Here is a 24,193-nt window from a genome sequence, read left to right as displayed (position 1 = left end):
CGCCGGGGCCGTCTCCGGACGGTGCGCACGGGCAGGCTTGCGGGCATGCGACAGCAGTACGACACCTCAACGCCCCCGGTGGCCTTCTCGCTGGCCGACGCCTTCACCCTGCGCACCGCGCTCGACGCGCTCGGCGGGGTGCGCGGCCTGGACACGATCGACCTCGCCTGCGGACACGGAGGCACCACCCGGATGCTGGCGAGCGGGGGAGCCCGCCGCACCGTGGGCGTCGACAGCTGCCCCGAACGGATCCGGCGGGCGCGGGCGAGCGGGGCCCCCGTCGAGTACGTCCTCCTCGACGACGCGGCCGGGATGTCGGAGCTGGGCCCCTTCGACCTGGCCACCGCCGTCTACCTGTTCAACCAGGCCCACGACCGGACGGCCCTGCACGCCATGTTCCGGGCCGTCCGGGCGGGCCTGCGCCCCGGCGGACGGCTCCTGGCCATCGTGCCGAACCCGGGCGCCTTCCCGTACGCGGACTGGTCGCCGTACGGGATCAGCGTCGTGGAGCGGGCTCCGGGCGGGGACGCGCCCCTGCTCCGGGCCCGGCTGGAGACCGATCCGCCGGTGCCCTTCGAGTGCCGCGAATGGGCGCACGCCGACTTCGCCGAGGCCGCCGCCGACGCCGGCTTCGCGACCGTCTCCTGGCAGCCGACCAGGACACCCCCGGCGTGCGCGACCCGCGACGAGACCTACTGGTCCCGCTACCGCACCGCCCCCGTCGGGTCCCTGATGAACTGCGTTGCCTGACCGACGGGCCCCGGGCCGTCCGTCCCGGATCCTGCCGGTCAGGTCTCCGACGCCGTCGCGCGGATCAGCTCCACGATCCGGTCGCGTGCCGCCCGGCCCTCCGGAAGCGGCATCAGCGGGTACCCGTGCGGCAGCCCCGGTTCCTCGTGGAACTCCACCTCGGCGCCGTCCGCGCGGGCCCGCCGCAGCAGCTCGCGGCTGTCGGTCGTCAGGAGATCCCGGGTGCCCGTGAACACCGTCAGCGGGGCCAGCCCCGCGAACGATCCGTGCAGCGGGCTCACCCGGGGGTCGTCGGCGGCCAGGTTGCCCGCGTACAGCCGCCCGGCCTCCAGAAGCCCGGGACGGGCCAGCATCGGGTCGTCCGGCTCGATGGCGGCCTGGTCGGGATGGCTCATGGACAGGTCCAGCCAGGGCGAGATCAGCACGATCCGGGACGGCTGCGCCCCGGTGCGGTCGCGCAGCCGCTGGGCCGCCGCCAGGGCCAGCCCGGCGCCGGCCGAGTCCCCGACGAGCACGGTGCCGCCCGCCCCGCCGCTCGCGATCAGGCCGCTGAGCAGATCGGCGGCGACCGGGACGGTCCGGTCGGCGGTTCCGCGCGGGGCCAGAATGTACGCCGGTACGACGATCCGGGCGCGGGCCCGCGTCACCAGGGTCCGGATCAGGGCCCAGTGCGGGCGGACCAGCTCGCCCACGTACCCGCCGCCGTGCACGTACAGCACCCGGGCGGCCGGTTCGGCCCCGAGCGGCGAGACGTCGTACACCGGCCAGGCTCCGACGAAGGTCCGCGAGACCTCCGCGACCCGGCCCAGCGAATGCGGCGGCAGATGGGAGGCCGGCCGGCGGGCCGATTCGGCCACCCGGGTCCGGACCGCCTCGGCACTCGCGAACCGTCTTCGCCGCCCCGCCGCGATCAGCGCGGCCGAAAGCGCCCTGCTGCGCAGACTCGGCACGCCCCTCACCTCCCCGTTCCCGGCCCGGACCGCTCACCGGTCCGTCCCCTGCCCGACACCTGAGGAGCATAGGCGTGAAGCTGCCCTGTGGACCCGCTTAAGAAATCCTCGATGGACTGATCACCCCGCAGGTCGGCAGATTGGTGACCGTCACCACGCTGCCGGGCCCGCACGCCCCGTAGCGCTTCCTTCCGCATGCCTGGAGCCACCCCCATGAAGGCACTCGTCAAGCACAAGGCCGAGCCCGGGCTGTGGCTCATGGACGTTCCCGAGCCCGAGTACGGCCCCGGCGACGTGCTGATCAAGGTGCTGCGCACCGGCATCTGCGGGACGGACCTGCACATCCGCTCCTGGGACGGCTGGGCGCAGGGCGCCGTCAAGACCCCGCTCGTGCTCGGTCACGAGTTCGTCGGAGAGGTGGCCGCGCTCGGCGCGGGCGTCACCGGCATCGAGGTCGGCGCGCTGGTCAGCGGCGAGGGCCACCTGGTGTGCGGGACGTGCCGCAACTGCCTGGCCGGGCGCCGCCACCTGTGCCGCAGCACGGTCGGCCTCGGGGTCGGCCGCGACGGCGCCTTCGCCGAGTACGTGGTCCTGCCCGCGCAGAACGTGTGGGTGCACCGGACCAAGGTCGACCTCGACGTCGCGGCGATCTTCGACCCGTTCGGCAACGCCGTGCACACGGCGCTCTCCTTCCCGCTGGTCGGCGAGGACGTGCTGATCACCGGCGCGGGCCCGATCGGCATCATGGCGGCGGCCGTGGCCCGGCACGCGGGCGCGCGCAACGTGGTGATCACCGACGTCAGCCCGGAGCGCCTGGAGATCGCCCGCAAGGCGGGCGCCACGCTCGCGCTGGACGTCTCGAAGGCGACGATCGCCGACGCGCAGGCGCAGCTGGGCCTGCGCGAGGGCTTCGACGTCGGCCTGGAGATGTCCGGCCGCGGCGAGGCGATGCGCGACATGATCGACAACATGACGCACGGCGGCAAGATCGCGATGCTGGGCCTGCCGGCGCAGGAGTTCGCGGTCGACTGGGCCAAGGTCGTCACCTCGATGATCACCATCAAGGGCATCTACGGCCGCGAGATGTTCGAGACCTGGTACGCGATGACCGTGCTGCTGGAGGGCGGGCTCGACCTCAGCCCCGTCATCACCGGCCGCTACGCCTACGGGGACTTCGAGGCCGCCTTCGACGAGGCCGCCACCGCGCGCAGCGGGAAGATCATCCTGGACTGGACGGCGTAACCGCCCCGGCCACGGACCCGTTTCCGGTCCCGGCCACGGACCCAGTTCCGGTCCCAGCCGCGGACCCAGTTCCGGTCCCAGCGTCGGCCCCAGTGCCGACAAGCCGCCTCCCCAGCCTCAGCAAGCCACCTCCCCATGGCCGGGCCCCGCACACCCTCCCCCCTCCGCGGGGCCCGGCCCCCTCCCTCCGCCGCACCAGGAGAAAGAGAGCACCGCACATGTTCGAGACCGTCCGCGAGGACTTCCGCGCCACCCTCGACGAGATCCGCGCCGCCGGGCTGCACAAGCCCGAGCGCGTCATCGGCACCCCGCAGAACGCCGCGGTCGCCGTGACCTCGGGCGGCACGGCCGGTGAGGTCCTCAACTTCTGCGCCAACAACTACCTCGGCCTCGCCGACCACCCCGAGGTCGTCACCGCCGCCAAGGAAGCACTCGACCGCTGGGGCTACGGCATGGCCTCCGTGCGCTTCATCTGCGGTACGCAGGAGGTGCACAAGGAGCTGGAGGCGCGGCTCTCCGCCTTCCTCGGCCAGGAGGACACGATTCTCTACTCCTCCTGCTTCGACGCCAACGGCGGAGTCTTCGAGACCCTCCTCGGCCCCGAGGACGCAGTCATCTCCGACGCCCTCAACCACGCCTCGATCATCGACGGCATCCGCCTCTCCAAGGCCCGCCGCCTGCGCTACGCCAACCGCGACCTGGCCGAGCTGGAGACCCGGCTCAAGGAGTCCCAGGACGCCCGCCGCCGCCTGATCGTGACCGACGGCGTGTTCTCCATGGACGGCTACGTCGCCCCGCTCGCCGAGATCTGCGACCTGGCCGACCGCTACGACGCCATGGTCATGGTCGACGACTCGCACGCCGTCGGCTTCGTCGGCCCCGGCGGCCGAGGCACCCCCGAACTGCACGGGGTCATGGACCGCGTCGACATCATCACCGGCACCCTGGGCAAGGCGCTGGGCGGCGCCTCGGGCGGTTACGTCGCCGCGCGCACCGAGATCGTCGAGCTGCTGCGCCAGCGCTCGCGCCCGTACCTGTTCTCGAACTCCCTCGCCCCGGTCATCGCGGCGGCCTCGCTCAAGGTCCTCGACCTGCTGGAGTCGGCCGGTGACCTGCGCGACCAGCTCGCCGCGAACACCAAGCTCTTCCGCACGAAGATGACCGAGGCGGGCTTCGAGATCCTGCCCGGCGACCACGCCATCGCGCCCGTGATGATCGGTGACGCGGCGGAGGCGGCGAAGATGGCGGAGCTGCTGCTGGAGCGCGGGGTCTACGTGATCGGCTTCTCCTACCCGGTGGTCCCGATGGGCGCGGCCCGTATCCGCGTCCAGCTCTCGGCCGCCCACTCCACGGCGGACGTGGAGCGCGCGGTGGCCGCGTTCATCGACGCGCGGGCGGCGCTGGCGTCCTGACGGGCCTAGGCCTGACCCCCGGCCGGGGGCTCCGACCCGCCCGGACCGCGTGGTCCCCGCGGGCTGCGAGAATGGCAGGGTGATCGACCCCCGCCGGCTGCGCATCCTGCGGGCCGTGGCGGACCACCGTACGGTGACCGCCGCGGCCGCAGCCCTGTACCTCACCCCCTCCGCCGTCTCCCAGCAGCTCGCGGCGCTGGAGCAGGAGACCGGGCACTCGCTGCTGACCCGCAGCGGCCGGGGCGTACGGCTCACCGCCGCCGGAGAGATCCTGCTCGGGCACGCCCACGAGGTGCTGGCGCAGCTGGAGCGGGCCGAAGCGGAACTCGCCGCCTACGCGGGCGGCTCGGCGGGCGAGGTCACCGTGGCCGCCTTCGCCACCGGCATCGCCGAGGTGCTGGCTCCGGCCATCGCCCGGCTCGCCGTGGACCATCCCGGGATCCGGCTGCGCGTGCGCGACGCGGAGGGCGACCAGAGCCTCCCGCTGCTGCTCGACGGCGAGGCGGACCTGGCGCTGGCCGTCGAGTACCGGGGCGCCCCGGGTCCGGGCGACGGCCGGCTCTCGGTGCTCCCGCTGTACGCGGAACCCTTCGACGCGGTCCTCCCCGCCGGGCACCCGCTCGGCGACCTGCCCGAGGTGTCGCTGGCGGACCTCTCCGACTCGGACTGGGTGGGCCAGTACCCCGGCAACCCCTGCCACGACGTGATGCAGCTCGCCTGCGAACTGGCCGGATTCCAGCCCCGGTTGGTGCACTCCTCCGACGACTTCAGGGCCGTGGTCGCGCTGGTCGGCGCGGGCGCCGGGGTCGCGCTCGTGCCGCGCTCGGCGCTGCGCGGCATGGAGCTCAAGGAAGTCCGGGTCCGCCCGGTGGCCGGCCCGGCGGCGACCCGCCGGGTCTTCGCCGCGACCCGGCGCGGAGCCGAAACGCATCCGCTGATCGCCCCGGTCCTGGCCGCCCTGGCCCGCGAGGCGGACCGGCTCCCGGCGCACTGAGCGCGGGCCGCGTCGGCCGCGGGGCCGGGCGCTCCGGGCGCTCCGGGCGCGATCAGGCCCGGATGACCTCCACGCCGGCCGCCTCGAAGGCCTCGGCGACCGCCGGGGACAGCCCGGTGTCCGTCACCAGGACGTCCACGGCGTCGGTGGCGACGATCCGGGCGAAGGCGCGGACGCCCAGCTTGCTGGAGTCGGCCGCGATCACCACCCGCCGGGCCCGCTCGCAGAGCAAGCGGTTCATGGCGGCCTCGTCCTCGTGGCGGGTGGCGGCCCCGTCGGCCGGGTCGAAGGCGTCCACGCCGACCACGGCGGTGTCCACGGAGAGCTGCCCGAGCACCTCCATGGCGAGCGGGCCGGTGAGCTCGTAGGACTGGGGCCGGGCCACGCCGCCCGTCAGCACGATCTTGAACTGCGGTCTGATGACCAGCTCGCCCGCGATGTTGAGGGCGTTGGTGACCACGGTGAGGGCGGGGGAGCCGGTGGCGAGGTCGGGGCGGGCGGCCAGCGCCCTGGCCACCTCGGTGGTCGTGGTGCCGCCGGTCAGGCCGATCACCTCGCCCGGCACGATCAGCGCGGCGACCGTCTCGCTGATGCGGCTCTTCTCGGCGGCCCGGCGCGAGGTGCGGTAGCGCAGGGGGAGTTCGTACGAGACCCCGTGCATGACCGCTCCGCCGCGGGTGCGGACCAGCAGCTGCTGTTCGGCGAGCTGGTCGAGGTCGCGGCGGATGGTGGCGGCGGACACGCCGAGGGCCTCCGCGGCGGGTTCCACTTCCAGCTCGCCCCGCTCCACCAGCAGGTCCAGCAGTGTCTGCCAGCGTTCCTTGCGGGTCATCGGCCGCCCCTTCGGTATTCGCTTCACTGTTCGCTTCGATGGTCTCTCTTGGCCTACACGCCGACGCACGGCGGCCTGCGTATCGACATTAACGCAGGAGATCATCCCCGAGATGCTTGAAGTTGCGCGAAAGAGCCCACTATCTTGCAAGAACACGCATTCAGGGGTGCACGCACCGCGCTAGGGAGCCGCCATGAGCCATGTCGCGTACGAGTTGGGCACGCAGCCCGCATGCTGGGAGCAGGCCGCCGAACTGGCCCCGGAACAGCGGTCGGTGCTGCCGAGGCCGGGGGAGCGTACCGCGATCGTCGGATGCGGGACCTCGTACTACATGGCCCAGGCCGCCGCCGTGTTGCGGGAGGAGGCCGGGCAGGGCGAGACCGACGCCTTCCCCGCGTCCGAGTTCCCCCACCACCGCCGCTACGACCGGGTCGTCGCGCTGACCAGGTCCGGGACCACCACCGAGGTGCTGGACCTGCTCGCCGGCCTGCGGGACGCGGGCGTGCCCACCACCGCCGTCATCGGGGACCCGTCCACCCCCGTGATCACCCTGGCGGACGAGCTCGTCGTACTGGACTTCGCGGACGAGCAGTCCGTGGTCCAGACCCGGTTCGCCACCACCGCCCTCACCCTGCTGCGCGCCCACGTCGGACTGCACACCCCGTCCGTGGTCGCCGACGCGCGGGCCGCGCTCACCGCCCCGCTCCCGGCCGAGCTGGAGACCCGGGGGCAGTTCACCTTCCTCGGGCGCGGCTGGAGCGTCGGACTCGCCAACGAAGCCGCGCTGAAGATGCGCGAAGCCGCCCTGGCCTGGGCCGAGTCCTACCCGGCCATGGAGTACCGGCACGGGCCCATCAGCGTCACCGCGCCCGGCACCGCCACCTGGTCGATCGGCGAGGCGCCCGCCGGGCTCGCCGAACAGGTCCGGGGGACCGGGGCCCAGTGGATCGCCGGACACCTCGACCCGCTGGCCGAGCTGGTCCGCGTACACCGCCTGGCCGTCGCCGTCGCGGCACACCGGGGGCTGGACCCGGACGCACCGCGCAACCTGACCCGCTCGGTGATCCTCACCACGGGTGAGGAGGCGGTCCGATGAGCCTCGTCTCCGCCGGAGCGCTCGTCCGCGAAGCGGCCGCCCGGGGGCGGGCCGTGGCCGCCTTCAACATCATCACGCTGGAGCACGCCGAAGCCGTCGTCGCGGGCGCCGAAGAGGCCGGAGTGCCCGTGGTCCTCCAGCTCAGCGAGAACGCCGTCAAGTTCAGGGGCGGGCAGCTGCTGCCCATCTCCTGTGCGGCGGTGGCCGTGGCCGAGGCCGCCGGGGTTCCGGTCGGCCTGCACCTGGACCACGTCAAGAGTTCCGACCTGCTGCGCCAGGCCGTGGACGCCGGGTTCAGCTCGGTGATGTACGACGCCGCGCACCTCCCCTACGCCGAGAACCTGGAGGCCACCCGCTCCGCCGCCGACTGGGCACACGTCAACGGGCTTTGGATCGAAGCCGAGTTGGGCGAGGTCGGCGGGAAGAACGGGGCCGCGCCGCTGGACCCGCACGCGCCCGGCGCCCGTACCGACCCGGACGAGGCGCGGCGGTTCGTCGCGGACTCCGGAGTGGACGCGCTGGCCGTGGCGATCGGCAGCAGCCACGCCATGACCAGCCGGACCGCGGCCCTGGACCACGCGCTGCTCGCCCGGCTCGCCAAGACGGTCGACGTGCCCCTGGTGCTGCACGGCTCCTCGGGCCTGCCGGACGGGGAGCTCGCGGCAGCCGTCGCCGGCGGCATCCGCAAGGTCAACATCGGTACCGCGCTCAATGTCGCGATGACCGAGGCGATCCGCACGCATCTGACCCCGGCGGACCCGCGCCCGTATTTGACCGCCGCACGGACGGCCATGAAATCAGCCACTGTGGCTATGATCAGCGCCCTGAACTGACGGGATCTGGGTAGCGGGGGGACTTGATGGGCGCACAGCGGGGCCACACCAGCAGACGGGGGCTCCTCCTGGGACTGGGGGCCCCGCTGCTCCTCGGCGGAGCCGGGCTCACCTACGTGCTGTGGCCCGAGAAGGCGGCCGGCATGAAGGTCCGCACCGACCTGGAGCCGCTCAACCGGCGCTTCTGGACCGCGCTGGGCGACGTGTCCGACGCGCACTGGCTGGGCTACGACGCCGACGAGCCCGGCAGCCCCCGGAGCGTACCGACCCCGGACTCCCGGGTGCGCCTGGTCGGCCTCGCCCACCTCAAGTCGGGCACCGCGAAGCGCATCCTGCGCGACAAGGCCCACACGTTCGAGATCACGAAGCTGTCCACCCTGCCCCCCGAGCTGAAGCCGTACGTGCCCAGCGGCGCGGGCTGGCAGAGCAGCGAGACGTACAACAAGGTGGCGCTCGCGGAAGGGCTGGACGTGATCCCGTCGGGATCGTTCTGCTTCGACGGGATACGCGACCTCGTGTACTTCGACTTCACCTTCCTCTACACCTGACGCGACCGCGACCGCGACCGCGACCGCGACCGCGAGCGCGAGTGGCCGGCCCGGGCCGGGCCGGGCCGGCCGGCCGTGCGGTCCGTGGGACATCCCACTCAGCGGGAGGACGGCGCCGCCGCCATTGAAGGTGCGGCGGGAGCGGTGTTTCGTCGGATGCCGGGTCAGGCGCCGTCGAGGGAAGGCCACCGCACATGTCGCAGTCGCATCCGCAGTCGCATCCGCAACAGCAGTCTCGTCCGCAGCCGTATCTCCCCAACCGCTTCGGAGTGTTCCTCGCCCCCTACCACCACCCCGACCGGGACCCCGCGCTCCAGCTGCGCCGGGACCTCGACCTCGTCGGCGACCTCGACCGGCTCGGGTACGACGAGATCTGGGCCGGGGAGCACCACTCCGCCGGGTACGAGATCATCGCCTCGCCCGAGCTGTTCCTCGCGGCCGCCGCGGAGCGGACCGGGCGGATCATGCTCGGGACCGGGGTCAACTCCCTCCCGTACCACCAGCCGTTGATCCTCGCCGACCGGATCTGCCAGCTGGACCAGCAGTCCCGGGGCCGCGCCATGCTGGGCGTCGGACCTGGCCAACTGCCCTCCGACGCCTTCATGATGGGGGTCGACCCCCTGCGCTCCCGGGAGATGCTGGCCGACTCGCTCGACGCGATCGTGCGGCTGCTGCGCGGGGAGACCGTGACGGCCGCCACCGACTGGTTCGCCCTGGAGGAGGCCCGGCTCCAGCTCGGTCCCTACCGGGGGCGGGAGCTGGAGGTCGCGGTCGCCTCCGCCGTATCGCCCACCGGGGCGGTGCTCGCCGGACGCCACGGGGTCGGCATGCTCTCGCTGGCCGCCGCCGACCCGGCCGGATACGGGGCGCTCGACGCCAACTGGGCCGCCCACGAGCGGGCCTGCGCCGAAGCGGGCCGCCCGGCCGATCGCTCCGCCTGGCGGCTGGTCACCCCGGTGCACCTCGCCGAGACCCGCGAACAGGCCCTGTGCGAAGCCGAGTACGGCACGCCCGATCTGGTCGACTACATAGAGAAGCTGAGCGGTACCCGCCTGGAGGGCTGCGCCACCGCGGCCGGCGCCGTCGAGCGGTGGACCACCGAGGGGCTCCCCACCTTCGGCCGGGCCGTCATCGGCACCGCCGAGGACGCCGTCGAGCGGATCACCCAACTGGCCGGGAAAACCGGCGGATTCGGGACCTTCCTGATCCTCCAGCTGGATCTGGCCGAACCTGCGGCCGCCCTGCGCAGCCTGGAACTCTTCGCAGAGCGGGTCGTGCCCCGGCTCACCGGACACGCCGGTGCCCGCCGCGCCGGCCTGGAGTGGGCCGCCCGCAACAGCGGGCGGTTCGTCGAGGCCGTGCGGAAGTCAACGATGGAAGCCATCGCCCGGAAGGGAGAGGTCCGTTGAGGGCGGCGGTGCTCGAAGAGGGCCGGTTCCTCGTGCGCGAGCACCCGGATCCGGTACCCGGTCCGGGGCAGGCGCTCGTGGAGACCGCTGCCTGCGGGATCTGCGGCTCCGACCTGAGCGCGGTGGCGCACGCCGCCGAATTCCTGCGCGCCTCCCGCGACAGCGGCACCACCAGCTTCCTCTTCGACCCGGACCTGCCGCTGGTGATGGGCCACGAGTTCTCCGGCCGGGTCCTCTCCTACGGGCCCGGCGCGACCGGTCCCGAGCCGGGCACCGGAGTCGTCGGCCTGCCCTGGGCCGTGGACCCGGCCGGGACCGTGCGCACCGTCGGCTACAGCAACGCCTTCCCCGGCGGATTCGGCGAGCGGATCGTCGTACAGGCCCAGGCGCTGCTGCCCGTCCCGCACTGGCTCGACCTAGAACTGGCTTCCCTCACGGAGCCGTTGGCCGTCGGGTTCGGCAACATCGCCCGCAGCGCGGCCGACAGGGGCACCCCGGCCGTGGTCATCGGCTGCGGACCGGTCGGCCTCGGAGCCGTCGCCGCGCTGCTGGAGCGCGGGGCGGAACCCGTCGTCGCCTCCGACCCCTCCGCGTTGCGGCGGGCGGCGGCGCTGCGGCTCGGCGCGCACGCGGTGGTGGACCCGGCCGAGCGGGACCTCGTAGGGCTCTGCGCGGAACTCGCCGGACCGCGGCCGCGTCCCACCGTGGTCGTCAACTGCGTCGGTGTGCCCGGCATGCTCAACGAACTCCTCCACAGCGTCCCGCGCGGCACCGAGATCCTGCAGATCGGCGGAGTGATGACCGAGGACGTCATCCGTCCGGTGGTCGGCATCTACAAGGACGTCACGATCCGCATGTGCCTGACCTACCCGCCCGGGGAGTTCGGGGCCACCCTCGACCGTCTCGCCGACGGCCGCATCGACCCGGCGTCCCTGGTCACGGGAGAGGCGGGCTTCGGCGGCCTGGACGCGGCCTTCGCCTCCCTGCGCCGCCCGGAGGAGCACATCAAGGTCCTGATCCGCCCGGGGCTCGCCGGAACCGGGGTGACGGCCCCGTGATGGCCCGCTGACCCTTCCGGATTCTTGCAACAGGTTCTAGTCTGCCCCCGCATCGGCGATGGACGCCCGCGCGACGACCAGCCACGAGAGACCCGGAGGGGCCGTGCACCTCGAATACACGCCTGAGCAGCAGCAGTTGCGCACCGAGCTGCGTGCCTACTTCGCCGAGCTGGTCCCCGAGGACGTCTATGCCCGGTACGAGGACCCGGCCGCGCAGAAGCGCTTCTACCGGGAGACCATCCGCCGGCTCGGGGCGGACGGCTGGCTCGGGGTCGGCTGGCCGAAGGAGTACGGCGGTCGCGGGATGTCGCCGATGGACCAGTTCATCTTCTTCGACGAGGCCGCGCAGGCCGTCGTACCGCTCCCGCTGATGGCGCTCAACACCGTCGGGCCGACCATCATGCAGTTCGGCACCGACGAGCAGAAGGCGTACTTCCTGCCCAAGATCCTGGCGGGGGAGATCGACTTCGCCATCGGCTACAGCGAGCCCGACGCGGGCACCGACCTCGCCGCCCTCAAGTGCAAGGCCGTCCGTGAGGGCGACGAGGAGACCGGCACCTACGTGGTCAACGGCCAGAAGATCTGGACCACCAACGGCGACACCGCCGACTGGGTCTGGCTCGCCGTCCGCACCGACCCGGACGCCCCCGCCCACAAGGGCATCACCATGCTCCTCGTCCCGACATCGGACCCGGGCTACTCCTGCACCCTCATCAACACCCTCGCCTCGCACGACACCACCGCCAGCTACTACGAGGACATCCGCGTCCCCGCGAGCCGCCGGGTCGGCCAGGAGAACAAGGGCTGGCGGCTGATCACCAACCAGCTCAACCACGAGCGCGTCACCCTCGCCGCCCACGGCACCATGGCCATCCGCGCCCTGCACGACGTGCAGCGCTGGGCCGCCGACACCAAGCTCGCCGACGGCCGCCGCGTCATCGACCTCTCCTGGGTCCGCGGCCGCCTGGCCCGGACCCACGTCCGCCTCGACGCGATGAAGCTGCTGAACTGGCAGATGGTCAACGCCGTCCAGGACGGCACCCTCACCCCGCAGGACGCCTCCGCCGTCAAGGTCTACGGCTCCGAGGCGCGCAGGGACGCGTACGCCTGGCTGATGGAGATCGTCGGCGCGGCCGGCTCCCTCAAGGACGGCTCCGCGGGCGCGGTCCTGCACGGCGAACTGGAACGCGGCTACCGCAGCGCCGTCATCTTCACCTTCGGCGGCGGCAACAACGAGATCCAGCGCGAGATCATCTCGTGGATAGGCCTGGGCATGCCGCGCGTACGCCGCTGACGGGCCCGCGGCCAGCCTGGGATTCCCGGCGGAAGTCCATGGGGTCGTACCCTGCCGATTGATCGGCAGGGTACGCGCCCGCATACCCTCGTCCGGTGCCAGTCTCCCGCCGCCACCGCGTCGCCGTCCTCGTCCTCGAAGGCGCGAAACCCCTTGACGTCGGCATTCCCGCGCAGGTGTTCACGACCCGCGCGAGCATGCCGTACGAGGTGCGCGTGTGCGGTGCGGCGCCCGGGCTGGTGACCGGCGGTGACGGGCTGTCGTACCACGTGACCCACGGACTCGAAGCGCTCGCGTGGGCCGACATCGTCTTCGTCCCCGGCTACCGCTCCCCGGACCGTGACGATCCGCCGAGGGCCGTGATCGACGCCCTGATCGCCGCCCACGAGCGGGGCGCGCGGCTCGCCGCGATCTCCACCGGGGCGTTCGCGATCGCCGCCACGGGCCTGCTCGACGGCAAGCGCGCCACGACCCACTGGCACTACGCCCGGGCGTTCATGACGAGGTATCCGCTCGTCCGGCTCGACGAGAACGTCCTGTTCGTCGACGAGGGCAGTGTGCTGACCTCGGCCGGCGCGGCCTCGGGCATCGACCTGTGCCTGCACATCCTGCGACGCGATCTCGGCGTGGCCGGCTCCAACCACGCGGCCCGGCGGCTGGTCGCCGCCCCCTACCGAAGCGGCGGCCAGGCGCAGTACGTGCCGCGCAGCGTGCCCGAGCCGCTCGGCGAGCGGTTCGCCGCCACCCGCGAGTGGGCCCTGCACCGGCTGGGAGACCCGCTGACCCTCGAGGCGCTCGCCCAGCACGCGGGAGTCTCGCCCCGCACCTTCTCGCGGCGCTTCGCCGAGGACACCGGGTACACGCCGATGCAGTGGGTGATGCGCGCACGGATCGACGTGGCCCGCGAGCTGCTGGAGCGTTCGGAGCGCGGTGTCGAGCAGATCGCCGCCGACGTCGGTCTCGGTACCGGCGCCAATCTGCGCCTGCACTTCCACCGCATCCTCGGCACCAGCCCGACCGAGTACCGGCGCACCTTCACGCGGGGCGAATAGGCGCCCGATCCGCGGCGCCATGGTGCTTGCGGTGCCTGTGGTGCCTGTGGCGAGATCCTTGCGAACCATGGCGATCTCGCCGCTGTCGCGGCCGCCCGCGGGGCGCGAACCTGATGGCGAACGAAAGGGAGACAGCTCATGACTCGCATCGCCATCAACGGATTCGGCCGCATCGGACGCAACGTGCTGCGCGCGCTGCTCGAACGCGACACCGACCTCGAGGTCGTCGCCGTCAACGACCTCACCGAGCCCGCCACCCTCGCCAGGCTGCTCGCCTACGACACCACCTCCGGCCGTCTCGGCCGCCCGGTGACCGTCGACGGGAGCGCCCTGGTCGTCGACGGCCACCGCATCGCGGTGCTCGCCGAACGGGAGCCGGAGCAGCTGCCTTGGGCGGAGCTCGGCGTGGACATCGTTCTGGAGGCCACCGGCCGGTTCACCTCGGCAGAGGCCGCCCGCGGCCACCTCAAGGCGGGCGCGCGCAAGGTGCTCGTCAGCGCCCCCTCCGACGGCGCCGACGTGACGCTCGCGTACGGGGTCAACACGGACGACTACGACCCGGCCCTGCACACGATCGTCTCGAACGCCTCGTGCACGACCAACGCGCTCGCCCCGCTGGCCGCCGTACTCGACGACCTCGCCGGCATCGAGCACGGCTTCATGACCACGGTGCACGCCTACACGCAGGAGCAGAACCTGCAGGACGGCCCGCACCGCGACCCCCGTCGCGCCCGCGCGGCCGCCGTCAACATCGTGCCGACCACGACGGGCGCGGCCAAGGCCATCGGCCTCGTACTGCCGAACCTCGCCGGCAAGCTGTCGGGCGACTCGATCCGCGTGCCGGTCCCGGTGGGCTCGATCGTCGAGCTCAACACCACCGTCGCCCGCGACGTGACGCGCGAGGAGGTCCTGGAGGCCTACCGCGCAGCGGCCCGGGGACCGCTGGCCGGCGTACTCGAGTACTCCGAGGACCCGCTCGTGTCCTCGGACATCACCGGCAACCCCGCCTCGTCGATCTTCGACTCGGAACTCACCCGCGTCGACGGACGCCACGTCAAGGTCGTCGCCTGGTACGACAACGAGTGGGGCTTCTCGAACCGCGTGATCGACACGCTCACCCTTCTCGCCGCCGGCTGATCCGGGGACCGCAGCCCGACCGGTGCAGCAGCCCGGCCGCTGCACCGGGGCCGTGCGCGTCAGACCTGGCCGGCGCCGCCGTCCACGAAGAGTTCGACGCCGGTGATGAAGCTGCTCTCCCGGGACGCGAGGAAGAGGGCCGCCGCGGCCACCTCCTCGGGGCGCCCCGCCCGGCCGAGCGGGACCCCGGCGGTCGCCCGCTCGCGCACGGCGGCCGGTGCCAGGGCCAGGGCGGGGGTGTCGATCGGCCCCGGGCTGAGGGTGTTGACCCGGATCGAGCGCCCCGCGAGCTCCAGCGCGAGGCTGCGCGCGAGCGACCGTACGGCCGCCTTGGTGGCGGCGTACACCCCGTACCGGGTGGATGCCGAGGAACCGGCCGCCGAGCCCAGCAGGATCACCGAGGCGCCGTCGCGCAGCAGTGGCAGGGCGCGTTGGACGGTGAAGAAGGCGCCCCGGAAGTTCAGGTCCGAGGTGGCGTCGAACTGCTCTTCGGTGAAATCGGCGAACCCGCCGGCCGGTCCGCCGCCCGCGTTGACGACCAGCACGTCGATGGCCCCGCAGCCCGCGTCCGCGACCGCCGCGTAGAGCCGTTCCAGGTCCGCGACGCGGGAGACGTCCCCGCGGACGCCGACGGCCACCGGGCTGCCGCCCAGCTCCGCCACCGCCGATGCCAGTTCGGCCTCCCGCCTGCCGGTGACGAAGACCCGGGCGCCCTCCCGGACGAACCGCTGCGCGGTCGCCAGGCCGATGCCCGCCGAGCCGCCCGTGACTACGGCGACCATGCCGTCGAGCTGTCCCGTCCGTTCCGTGCGTTCCGCACGTCCTGTACCCGTACTTGTGCCCGTGACCGTATCCGTGCCCATACCCGTACTCCTCGTCCGAGGGGGAGCGGGTGCGGTCCGCCGACGGCGAATGCTAGTGGTCCGTACCGGCGCCGGCGGGGTGGAATGCTGGAATCGCGGGCAGGAGCAGAGCACACGCACATGCAGGCGCGGGGGAGTGGGAGTGATCTTGAGCGCAGCGGACGGCGGCCCCGACCCCGGGGTCTACGGACCCGGGTCCGTCACCTGGCAGTGCCACGGCGACCCGATGATGTGGATCGCCGGGGTCCGCGCCCTCTACCTCCAGGCCCTGCATCCGCGCGCCGTCCGCGGGGTGATGGAGAACTCCGACTTCCGGCGGGACGCCTGGGGACGGCTGCTCCGTACCGCCGACTTCGTCGGCACCCTCACCTACGGGACCACCGAGGCCGCCGAGCAGGCCGCCGCCCGCGTCCGGAAGATCCACCGCACGCTGTCCGCGACCGACCCCGTCACCGGGGAGCGCTTCCCCGTCGACGACCCAGAGCTGCTCCTGTGGGTCCACTGCGCCCAGATCGACAGCTTCCTGCACATCATCCGCCGCTCCGGCATCCCCCTCAGCCCCGACCAAGCGGACCGCTACGTGGCCGAGAACCGGGTGGGCGCCCGCCTCGTCGGGCTCGACCCGTCCGAGGTGCCGGGGGACACCGCGGCCCTCGCCGCCTACTTCGAGCGGATCCGCCCCGAGCTCGCCGCCGGAGCCGACGCCCGCGCCGTCGACGACTTCCTGCGGAGCCCGCCGATCCACCCGCTCCTGGTCCCTGGCCGAAATCTGGTGTGGCGCCCGCTCGCCTCGCTGGCCTACGGATCCCTCCCCGCCTACGCGCACCAGCTGTACGGCCGCCCCGCACCGGCCCCGCGCAGCGTCACCCGGCGCCTGCGCCTCACCGGTAGCCTGTTGCGCAGCATTCCCGCAGGTCTGCGCTGGCAGCTGCCTCCAGGTCACATCTTGAAAGCGATGCGCCGCATGGGCCCCGGGAGCCGCCCCTCCCCGTACACACTTCGTACGGCGGCGGCCATACTGGACCGGCCGGGGAGGGCGTAGCACGACACACGGGGGCGACTTCAAGACATGGCGGAGTCCAGACTGATCCAAGGCCGGTACCGGTCCCTCGATCTGATCGGCCGCGGCGGCATGGGCGAGGTGTGGCGGGCCCGGGACGAGTCGCTGGGGCGGCACGTGGCCGTCAAATGCCTCAAGCCCATAGGGCCCGAGCAGGACGCCCACTTCACCCAGGTGCTGCGCGAGCGCTTCCGCCGCGAGGCGCGCGTCGCCGCGTCACTCCAGCACCAAGGCGTCACCGTCGTCCACGACTTCGGCGACGACAGCGCCTCCGGCGGTCCCCTCTACCTCGTCATGGAGCTCCTCGAGGGCCGCAACCTCAGCCAGTTGCTGGAGGACAACGGAGCGCGCCCGCTCCCCGTGGACGTGGTCGTCGACATCGCCGAGCAGATGGCGGCCGCCCTCGGCTACACCCACGACCAGGGCGTGGTCCACCGCGACCTGAAGCCCGCCAACATCATGCGGCTCACCGACGGCACGGTGAAGATCTGCGACTTCGGCATCGCCCGCCTCGCCGCCGACATCGGCTTCACCGCGAAGCTGACCGGCGGCGGCATGGCCATGGGAACCCCGCACTACATGTCGCCCGAGCAGATCGCGGGCGGCGAGGTCGACCACCGCAGCGACCTCTACTCCCTCGGCTGCGTCCTCTACGAGATCGCCACCGGGGCCCCGCCGTTCGACCTCGGAGACTCCTGGTCCGTCCTGGTCGGCCACCGCGACACCGAGCCCGTGCCGCCCCGCGAGCACCGCCCCGAGCTGCCCGGCTACTTCGAGCGGCTGGTGCTCGACCTGCTGGCCAAGCGGCCCGAGGACCGGCCGGACGATGCCCGTCGCCTCCACCGGCTCCTCGTCGAGGCCCGGCTCGGCTCCGGCGCGCTCCCGGGCGGACCGGCGGGCGCGGGGGCATCGCTGCCGGGATGGGCCGGCGGGATGACCGCCGGACGCAAGGCCGGTATCGCGGCGCGCCCCGCGAGCGGGGAGTGGGCGGTCCTGACCGGCTCCTGGACGTCCGCGCGCATCGGGGCGCAGCGGCCCGCCGGGTCGCCTGTGGCGGGGTCCGGCGCGAGGTCCGCCGCCGGGTCCGGGGCCCCGGCCGGGTCCGCCGCCGGGCTGCCGTCCGGCAGCTCCGCCGCTGCCCCGGGCTCCGTCCCCGCGCCCTCCTCCTCCGCCGCCCTGCCCGTCGTCCGCCCGCGCCCCGCAGGAGACCCGAGCCCCGCAGGGGGCCCGCGGCCCGCAGGGGACCCGCGCCCCGCCGCGGACCCGCGGCTCACCGCCGCGTACGGGCTCCCGCGCGGCCCCGGCGCCGACCCCACCGGGACCGCCGCGCTCGCCGCCGGCCACACCCGGGCCTTCGCCCTCAGCCGGGCCGGCCGCACGCAGGAGGCCCTGGCCGTGTACGCGACCGTGGCCGACGGCAGGGCCCGGGTGCTCGGCCCGGACCACCCCGACACCCTCGCCGCGCGGCAGGAGGCGGCGTACGAGACGGGCCTGCTCGGCCGCCACCAGGAGGCCTACGAGGGCTACCGCGCGGTGCTCGCTGCCCGCGAGCGGACCGCGGGACCGCACCACCCCGACACCCTGCGCTGCCGGCACAACCTGGCCTGCGCGCTCGGCGCCCTCGGCCGCTACGACGAGGCCCACGCCACCGCCGCCGAGGTCGCCGCCGACCGGGCGGCCGCCCTGGGAGCGGAGCACGCGGACACCCTGCTGACCCGGTACGAGGTGGCGTACGCACTCGGCCGCCTGGAGCGCTGGGAAGAGGCCCTGGAAGGCTTCCGGCACGTGGCCGCCGTACGGGAACGCGTGCTCGGCCGCGACCACCCCGACACGCTGGCCGCACGGTACGAGGCGGGCATCGCGCTCGGCCGTACCGGCCGCTCGGCCGAGGCCCTGGCGCTGTTCCGGGCCCTGGTCGCCGACCGTACCCGCGCCTACGGCGCCGCCGACCCCGAAACCCTGCGGGCCCGGCACGTCCTCGGGGTCAACCTGGGGCGTCTGGAGCGCTGGGAGGAGGCCGTGGCGGAGGCCCGGCAGGTAGCTGTGGCGCGGGCGAAGGCGCTCGGGCCCGAACACCCTGACACGCTGGTCAGCCGTCGGGAACTGGCCGTGGGGCTGGGCCGGCTGGGCCGCTGGGACGAGGCACTGCCCGTCTACCGGGAACTCTCCGGCATCCGCGAACGGTCCCTGGGCGACGACCACCCCGACACGGTCGCCGCCCACGCCGATGAGGCGCACTGTCTGGAGCGGCTGGGCCAGGTGTGTTACCAAGAGCCATGACGACCTCGCGGGGCTTCGGTACGGATGTCTACGACGCGGTGATCGTGGGAGGCGGCCACAACGGCCTGGTCGCCGCCGCCTACCTGGCGCGGGCCGGCCGTTCGGTGCTGGTCATGGAGCGCCTGGGCCACGCCGGCGGGGCCGCGGTGTCCACCCGGCCGTTCGCGGGCATCGACGCGCGGCTGTCCCGGTACTCGTACCTCGTCTCGCTGCTCCCGGCGAAGATCGTGCGCGACCTGGGCCTGGAGTTCGCCGTACGGGGGCGCTCGGTCTCCTCGTACACCCCCTTCGAGCGCTCCGGCCGACCCGGCGGGCTGCTCGTCGGCGGCGGCGAGGCGCGCACCAGGGAGTCCTTCGCCCGGCTGACCGGCTCGGACCGGGAGTACGAGAGCTGGCGCGCCTTCTACGGAACCACCCGGCGGGTTGCCGAACGCGTCTTCCCTACGCTGACCGAGCCGCTGCCCACCCGGGCGGAGCTCGGGGCCCGCGTCGACGACGAGGCGGCCTGGCGGATGCTGTTCGAGGAACCGATCGGGCGGGCGGTGGAGCGGGAGTTCAGCGACGACCTGGTGCGCGGGGTCGTCCTCACGGACGCCCTGATCGGCACCTTCGCCGACGCCCACGACCCCTCCCTCGCGCAGAACCGCTGCTTCCTCTACCACGTCATCGGCGGCGGCACGGGGGACTGGGACGTACCGGTCGGCGGCATGGGGGCGCTCACCGACGCCCTGGCGGGAGCGGCGCGGGCGGCCGGGGCGGAGATCGCCACCGGGCACGAGGCGGTGCGCATCGACACGGACGGCACGACCGCGCCGGCCGAGGTGGCCTTCCGGACGCAGACGGGCGAGGGCCGGGTGGCCGCGCGGGTGGTGCTCGTCAACGCCTCCCCGCGGACCCTGGCCGCGCTGCTGGGCGAGGAGCCCGAAGCCCCGGCGGCCGAGGGCGCCCAGCTCAAGGTCAACATGCTGCTGCGGCGGCTGCCCCGGCTGCGCGACACCTCCGTGGACCCGCGCGAGGCCTTCGGCGGGACCTTCCACATCGCGGAGGGGTACGAGCAGCTCGCGCGGGCCTACGCCGAGGCCGCGACCGGCGAACTGCCCTCCGTACCGCCCTCGGAGATCTACTGCCATTCGCTGACGGATCCGACGATCCTGGGGCGGGAGCTGGCGGAGCAGGGCTACCAGACCCTCACCCTCTTCGGGCTCCACACCCCGGCGCGCCTGTTCGACCACGACAACCAGGGGGCGAGGGAGGTCCTGCTCGCCGCCACCCTCGCCCAGCTCGACGCCCACCTGGCCGAACCGATCACCGACTGCCTGGCCTTCGACGCCGACGGCCGCCCGTGCATCGAGGCCAAGACCCCGCTGGACCTGGAGCGCGAACTGCGCCTGCCCCGCGGCCACATCTTCCACCGGGACCTGTCCTGGCCCTACGCGGAACCGGACTCCGCCGCGTACCGGGACGCCGGCCGGTGGGGCGTGGCGACCGCACACCGCAACGTCCTGCTGTGCGGGGCGGGCGCGGTGCGCGGCGGCGGGGTCAGCGGGGTGCCCGGGCACAACGCGGCGATGGCGGTACTGGGCCACTGAGGGGCCGGGCCCCGAGCCCCGGACCCCGAGCCCGGCCCCGGCCCTGCGGTCAGGCGACGACCGGGTCGATCACCACGATCGGGATCTCGCGATCGGTCTTGGCCTGGTACTCGTCGTACGAGGGCCAGTGCTTGACCATCAGCGGCCAGAACGCGGCACGCTCCTCGGAGGTCGCGGTGCGCGCGACGCCCTGGAGGACCTCGGGACCGACCTGTACGCGGACCTCGGGGTGCTCGCTGAGGTTCCGGTACCAGAGCGGGTCCGCGGGGTCACCGCCCTTGGAGGCGACGATGAGGTAACGGCCGCCGTCCTCACCGTAGATGAGGGGGGTGCGCACGGGCTTGCCCGACTTGCGGCCGATGGTGGTGAGCAGCAGGGTCTGGGTGTTGTTCCAGAACTGCCCCTCGGTGCCGCCCGAACCGACGTACAGCTTGACGTGATCCAGGGTCCAGCCGGGCTTGGGGTCGATCGGGTTGTCCCAGTCAATGGCGTTCATATGGCTCTGCCCATCTTCGAGTTGAACAGTCAACAAGCCTCAACAACGAGTATGAACCCCGGCGGGCAACGGTGTGTTCCGCCGACCGGGTGCCCCAGAGCCACTGACGGTCGTGTCCGTGCGGCAGGATCGGTGGAGGGAAAAAGGGTTGGAGGGACGATTTTCGGGCTGGTACTTTGCCGGTGACCGTGACACCGCCCGAGGAGGTGAGACCCATGAACGCTGTAGCGATGTGGGTGCTCCCCCTTGCCGTCATGGTCGGGCGATTGACGTAGGTGTCGCCGGGAGCGCCTCGACAACAAGGCACTCCCGAAAGGCAACACCCATGCAATCTCTGCATTTCACCTCCGAGTCGTCGTCGAACGGCATGATCGAGCGCGACTTCACCGTGGGCGAGGTCCCCGGAGTCCTCTGGTCGCCGGCATCCGGCGCCGAGCGCGCGCCCCTGGTCCTGATCGGCCACGACGGCGCCAAGCACAAGAAGCACCCCGCGATGACGGGCCGTGCCCACCACTTCGTGAACGCCTGCGGCTTCCATGTCGCCGTCATCGACGCGCCCGGTCACGGCGACCGGCCGCGCACCGCGCACGACGAGCAGGAGCGGGCCGCGCTGTCCCGGGCGTGGGCGGCGCGCGAGCCGGTGGCCCCGATCGTCGTGCGCTACAACGAGCATCTGGCGGAGGTCGGTCTGCCCGAGTGGCGGGCGACCCTGGACGCGCTCCAGGAACTCCCGGAGATCGGCGCCGGGGGGCCGGTCGGCTACTTCGGCGTCAGGATGGGCGCCGCGACCGGGGTGCCGCTGGTGGCGATCGAGCCCAGGATCACGGCCGCGGTCTTCGGTCTGCACTGGTCGGAGACCCTGGTAGCGAAGGCGAGGCAGATCACCGTCCCGATCGAGTTCCACATGCAGTGGGACGACGAGCACAACCCGCGCGAGGCCTGCCTGGAGCTGTTCGACGCCTTCGCCTCGACGGAGAAGACGCTGCACGCCAACGCGGGCAAGCAGGGAGAGCTGCCCAGGTTCGAGGCCGACAGCGCGGCCCGCTTCTTCGCCCGCCACCTGGGCCGGACGGTCAAGACCCCGGCCTGAGGGCGAGCGGCAGCGGCGCCCGGACTTCCCCGGGCGCTGCTACCGCGTCCGGGGATCTAGTCCGCCGAGCGGGTCCATCCCTTGGCCTCCATGCGGGAGGCGTCGGTGGGGCGGTCTTCGGCGAAGAGGAGGTGGGAGGGCTCCGATACGCGCAGGACGTCCACGTAGACCCCGCGGCCGACGTAGCGGCCCTGGGCGGTGTGGCGGAAGCGGATGTGGACCTCGCGGCCGGCCCAGGCCGCGAGGGGGGCTTCGAGGCGGTGCCAGATGCGGCCCGACCAGCCGGTGACGGCGCCGTCCGGCCAGTCCTCGGTGGCTCCGCCGGTGGTGCGGACGGTGGTGAAGGGGAGCGGCTCCCAGGTCCGCCCGTCGGCGGAGGCCTCCACGTGCAGGGATCCCGTGCCGGGCACGGTGTCCCACCACAGCGCGCAGCGCAGGCGGGCGGAGCCGGTGGCCGGGGTGAGCGCGGGCAGGGTCAGGGTGCCGGAGCCACCGGTCTCCATGCCGGAGTACCAGGCGGGGCCGCCGTGTCTTGTACGGACCGGGACGGCGCGGGCGAAGCGGTTGCCGACGGCGACGCGCGGGGCGCTGCCGGCGCGCCAGGTGCGTACGGGGTGAACGGAGTTGCCGAGCAGGATCAGGAAGGAGTCGGTGGAGGGGTCCAGGACGAGGGAGGTGCCGGTGAATCCGGTGTGCCCGGCGGAGTGCGGGGTGGCCATGGCACCCATGTACCAGTGCTGGTAGAGCTCGAAGCCGAGTCCGTGGTCATCGCCCGGGAAGGCGGTGTTGTAGTCGGTGAAGAGCAGCTCGACGGAGGCGGGCCGCAGGATGCGCTTGCCCGCGTAGGTCCCGCCGTCGAGCAGGGTGCGGGCGAGGACGGCGAGGTCCCAGGCGGTGCCGAAGACGCCGGCGTGGCCGGCGACGCCGTTCAGTGCGTAGGCGTTCTCGTCGTGGACCTCGCCCCAGACCAGTCCGCGGTCGAGGCCGGACCAGGGCGGGCGCTGCACCTCGGTGGCGGCGGTGACCCGGCGCCAGGAGGCCGGCGGGTTGTAACGAGTGCGGTGCATACCGAGTGGAGCGGTGATCTCGTCGTGGAGCAGGAGGTCCAGAGTGTGACCGGTGATCCGTTCCAGGAGCAGCTGGAGCGCGATGAGGTTGAGGTCCGAGTACCGGTAGACCGTCCCCGGAGTCTCCTGCGGTGTCACCGACCACAGCAGTCTCAACTGAGCCGCGCGGGTGGACTCCTTGTAGAAGGGCGCCCAGGACCGCAGCCCCGAGGTGTGCGTGAGCAGCTGGCGGACGGTGATCGACTCCTTGCCCCCGCCCGTGAACTCGGGCAGGTACCAGTTGACCGGCGCCTCCAGCTCCAGCCGCCCCCGTTCCATCTGCTGCACCGCCAGCAGCGAGGTGAACAGTTTCGACAGCGAGGCCAGGTCGAAGACCGTGTCCTCCGCCATCGCGATGCGCTCGGCGGCCGGGAACTCCCGTACCCGGTCGGTGCGCCCGTCGTAGTCGCGGTAGCGGACGGCGTCGCCCATGGCCCGGTGCAGGGCCACGGTCCGGCCGCGGCCGGCGAGGACCACGGCCCCCGCGTAGTAAGGGTGTTCGGGTGAGGGGCCGAGGAACCTCCGCGCCTCGTCCACCGCCCCTTCGAGGTGCTTCTCCAGCAGCCCGGCCTGGCGGGCGGATCCGTAGCGCAGCCGCAGTCCCTGGAGCGCGCGCCGTGCCGCGGGCCCGGCGGCCCCGCCGGCGCCGGCCGCCCCGCCGGCCGCCCCCGCGGACCCGGGCAGCGCGGCCTGGAGCACGAGCACGCCCCCGAGCGCGAGGAGCCGTGCGCCGAGCCGCCGCCGGGTGAGCCCGCCCCCGCCGACCGCGGTACTCGGAGCGTCGCCCGCGGAGGCCGAACCACCGCTCGCGGTGTCCCGCCGGCCGGTTGCGCCGCGCGGCCCGGCGTCCGCGCTGCCCGGCCGGGTGCCTGCGGTGTCCGGTACGTCGCTCGCGCGGCCCGGCCCGCCGCCGCTCGCGCCGCCTCGTGCATCGTCCGCGTCACCGGGTCCGTCGCCCCGTACGCCACCTCTGCTGTCGGCGTCGCCGCAGGCGTCCGGGCCCTTCGTCCCGCCGTCGTTCCCGGTTGCCGTCCGTGCCTCCATGACCGGTCCTCCCGTCCACCTTCGAGCCCTCCCGAAGTATCTGCCCGCCCGTCCCGCA

The 24,193-nt window shown here is 73.4% G+C and carries 21 protein-coding genes; 16 read left to right on the top strand and 5 right to left on the bottom strand.

The window, feature by feature from the left end; all coding sequences use genetic code 11:
- The first annotated feature begins 45 nt into the window (after positions 1-45).
- On the top strand, positions 46-750 hold the full coding sequence (locus AC3IYJ_RS05165) for a class I SAM-dependent methyltransferase (protein WP_489400161.1): 705 nt from the start codon (positions 46-48) through the stop codon (positions 748-750).
- Between the two features lie 38 nt (positions 751-788).
- Here AC3IYJ_RS05165 and AC3IYJ_RS05160 read toward each other — a convergent pair whose 3' ends face one another.
- On the bottom strand, positions 789-1,700 hold the full coding sequence (locus AC3IYJ_RS05160) for an alpha/beta hydrolase fold domain-containing protein (RefSeq protein WP_489400160.1): 912 nt from the start codon (positions 1,698-1,700) through the stop codon (positions 789-791).
- A 213-nt stretch (positions 1,701-1,913) separates the two neighbouring features.
- On the opposite strand from AC3IYJ_RS05160, the gene tdh reads away from it, so the two are divergent.
- From tdh to AC3IYJ_RS05145, 3 genes are all read left to right on the top strand, one after another.
- Positions 1,914-2,942 (top strand): L-threonine 3-dehydrogenase, encoded by a 1,029-nt coding sequence (gene tdh / locus AC3IYJ_RS05155; RefSeq protein WP_489400159.1) that lies wholly within the window; start codon positions 1,914-1,916, stop codon positions 2,940-2,942.
- A gap of 218 nt (positions 2,943-3,160) precedes the next feature.
- Positions 3,161-4,354: a glycine C-acetyltransferase gene (locus tag AC3IYJ_RS05150; RefSeq protein WP_489400158.1), complete on the top strand. Its 1,194-nt coding sequence runs from the start codon at positions 3,161-3,163 to the stop codon at positions 4,352-4,354.
- Between the two features lie 79 nt (positions 4,355-4,433).
- Positions 4,434-5,348, top strand: coding sequence for a LysR family transcriptional regulator (locus AC3IYJ_RS05145; protein ID WP_489400157.1), 915 nt, complete (start codon positions 4,434-4,436; stop codon positions 5,346-5,348).
- 52 nt (positions 5,349-5,400) lie between these two features.
- Here AC3IYJ_RS05145 and AC3IYJ_RS05140 read toward each other — a convergent pair whose 3' ends face one another.
- Positions 5,401-6,180 carry a DeoR/GlpR family DNA-binding transcription regulator gene (locus AC3IYJ_RS05140; protein WP_489400156.1) on the bottom strand — a complete coding sequence of 260 codons (780 nt, stop codon included), beginning with the start codon at positions 6,178-6,180 and terminating at the stop codon, positions 5,401-5,403.
- Positions 6,181-6,373: 193 nt separating this feature from the next.
- Here AC3IYJ_RS05140 and AC3IYJ_RS05135 point away from each other — a divergent pair, with 193 nt between their 5' ends.
- From AC3IYJ_RS05135 to gap, 8 genes are all read left to right on the top strand, one after another.
- Positions 6,374-7,276: an SIS domain-containing protein gene (locus AC3IYJ_RS05135; protein WP_489400155.1), complete on the top strand. Its 903-nt coding sequence runs from the start codon at positions 6,374-6,376 to the stop codon at positions 7,274-7,276.
- Entirely contained in the window at positions 7,273-8,109 is an 837-nt protein-coding gene (locus AC3IYJ_RS05130; protein ID WP_489400154.1) for a class II fructose-bisphosphate aldolase, read from the top strand. The genes AC3IYJ_RS05135 and AC3IYJ_RS05130 overlap by 4 nt, the downstream gene beginning before the upstream one ends.
- Positions 8,110-8,135: 26 nt before the next feature.
- Positions 8,136-8,657, top strand: a complete 522-nt coding sequence (locus tag AC3IYJ_RS05125) for a hypothetical protein (RefSeq protein WP_489400153.1) — start codon at positions 8,136-8,138, stop codon at positions 8,655-8,657.
- 194 nt (positions 8,658-8,851) lie between these two features.
- Positions 8,852-10,066, top strand: coding sequence for an LLM class flavin-dependent oxidoreductase (locus tag AC3IYJ_RS05120; protein ID WP_489400152.1), 1,215 nt, complete (start codon positions 8,852-8,854; stop codon positions 10,064-10,066).
- The gene (locus AC3IYJ_RS05115; RefSeq protein WP_489400151.1) at positions 10,063-11,124 is read left to right on the top strand and encodes a zinc-binding dehydrogenase; all 1,062 of its coding nucleotides are present in this window, start codon (positions 10,063-10,065) and stop codon (positions 11,122-11,124) included. Before AC3IYJ_RS05120 ends, AC3IYJ_RS05115 begins: the two co-directional genes overlap by 4 nt.
- Before the next feature lie 103 nt (positions 11,125-11,227).
- A complete protein-coding gene (locus AC3IYJ_RS05110) occupies positions 11,228-12,418 on the top strand; it encodes an acyl-CoA dehydrogenase family protein (protein ID WP_489400150.1) in 1,191 nt (396 codons plus the stop codon).
- Between the two features lie 95 nt (positions 12,419-12,513).
- The gene (locus AC3IYJ_RS05105; RefSeq protein ID WP_489400149.1) at positions 12,514-13,470 is read left to right on the top strand and encodes a GlxA family transcriptional regulator; all 957 of its coding nucleotides are present in this window, start codon (positions 12,514-12,516) and stop codon (positions 13,468-13,470) included.
- Between the two features lie 138 nt (positions 13,471-13,608).
- Positions 13,609-14,607 carry a type I glyceraldehyde-3-phosphate dehydrogenase gene (gap, locus tag AC3IYJ_RS05100; protein ID WP_489400148.1) on the top strand — a complete coding sequence of 333 codons (999 nt, stop codon included), beginning with the start codon at positions 13,609-13,611 and terminating at the stop codon, positions 14,605-14,607.
- 59 nt (positions 14,608-14,666) lie between these two features.
- On the opposite strand, the gene AC3IYJ_RS05095 is transcribed toward gap, so the two are convergent.
- Positions 14,667-15,389: an SDR family NAD(P)-dependent oxidoreductase gene (locus AC3IYJ_RS05095; protein ID WP_489402691.1), complete on the bottom strand. Its 723-nt coding sequence runs from the start codon at positions 15,387-15,389 to the stop codon at positions 14,667-14,669.
- A 229-nt stretch (positions 15,390-15,618) separates the two neighbouring features.
- Between AC3IYJ_RS05095 and AC3IYJ_RS05090 the strand changes: the two genes are divergently transcribed.
- The 3 genes from AC3IYJ_RS05090 to AC3IYJ_RS05080 are packed head-to-tail and all read left to right on the top strand — an operon-like array spanning position 15,619 to position 20,399.
- Entirely contained in the window at positions 15,619-16,512 is an 894-nt protein-coding gene (locus AC3IYJ_RS05090) for an oxygenase MpaB family protein (protein WP_489400147.1), read from the top strand.
- Between the two features lie 27 nt (positions 16,513-16,539).
- Positions 16,540-18,810 carry a serine/threonine-protein kinase gene (locus AC3IYJ_RS05085; protein ID WP_489400146.1) on the top strand — a complete coding sequence of 757 codons (2,271 nt, stop codon included), beginning with the start codon at positions 16,540-16,542 and terminating at the stop codon, positions 18,808-18,810.
- Complete coding sequence (locus AC3IYJ_RS05080; RefSeq protein WP_489400145.1) at positions 18,807-20,399, top strand: phytoene desaturase family protein; 1,593 nt, start codon at positions 18,807-18,809, stop codon at positions 20,397-20,399. Before AC3IYJ_RS05085 ends, AC3IYJ_RS05080 begins: the two co-directional genes overlap by 4 nt.
- A gap of 49 nt (positions 20,400-20,448) precedes the next feature.
- Here AC3IYJ_RS05080 and AC3IYJ_RS05075 read toward each other — a convergent pair whose 3' ends face one another.
- The gene (locus AC3IYJ_RS05075; RefSeq protein WP_489400144.1) at positions 20,449-20,895 is read right to left on the bottom strand and encodes a nitroreductase family deazaflavin-dependent oxidoreductase; all 447 of its coding nucleotides are present in this window, start codon (positions 20,893-20,895) and stop codon (positions 20,449-20,451) included.
- 325 nt (positions 20,896-21,220) lie between these two features.
- On the opposite strand from AC3IYJ_RS05075, the gene AC3IYJ_RS05070 reads away from it, so the two are divergent.
- Complete coding sequence (locus tag AC3IYJ_RS05070; protein ID WP_489400143.1) at positions 21,221-21,985, top strand: dienelactone hydrolase family protein; 765 nt, start codon at positions 21,221-21,223, stop codon at positions 21,983-21,985.
- A gap of 56 nt (positions 21,986-22,041) precedes the next feature.
- On the opposite strand, the gene AC3IYJ_RS05065 is transcribed toward AC3IYJ_RS05070, so the two are convergent.
- Positions 22,042-24,135 (bottom strand): serine hydrolase domain-containing protein, encoded by a 2,094-nt coding sequence (locus AC3IYJ_RS05065; protein ID WP_489400142.1) that lies wholly within the window; start codon positions 24,133-24,135, stop codon positions 22,042-22,044.
- Positions 24,136-24,193: the final 58 nt, after the last annotated feature.

It is taken from the genome of Streptomyces sp. GL_140, from assembly GCF_057834465.1.
Note: the sequence above shows the minus strand (reverse complement) of the source record. Positions and strands in the feature narration are given on the sequence as shown.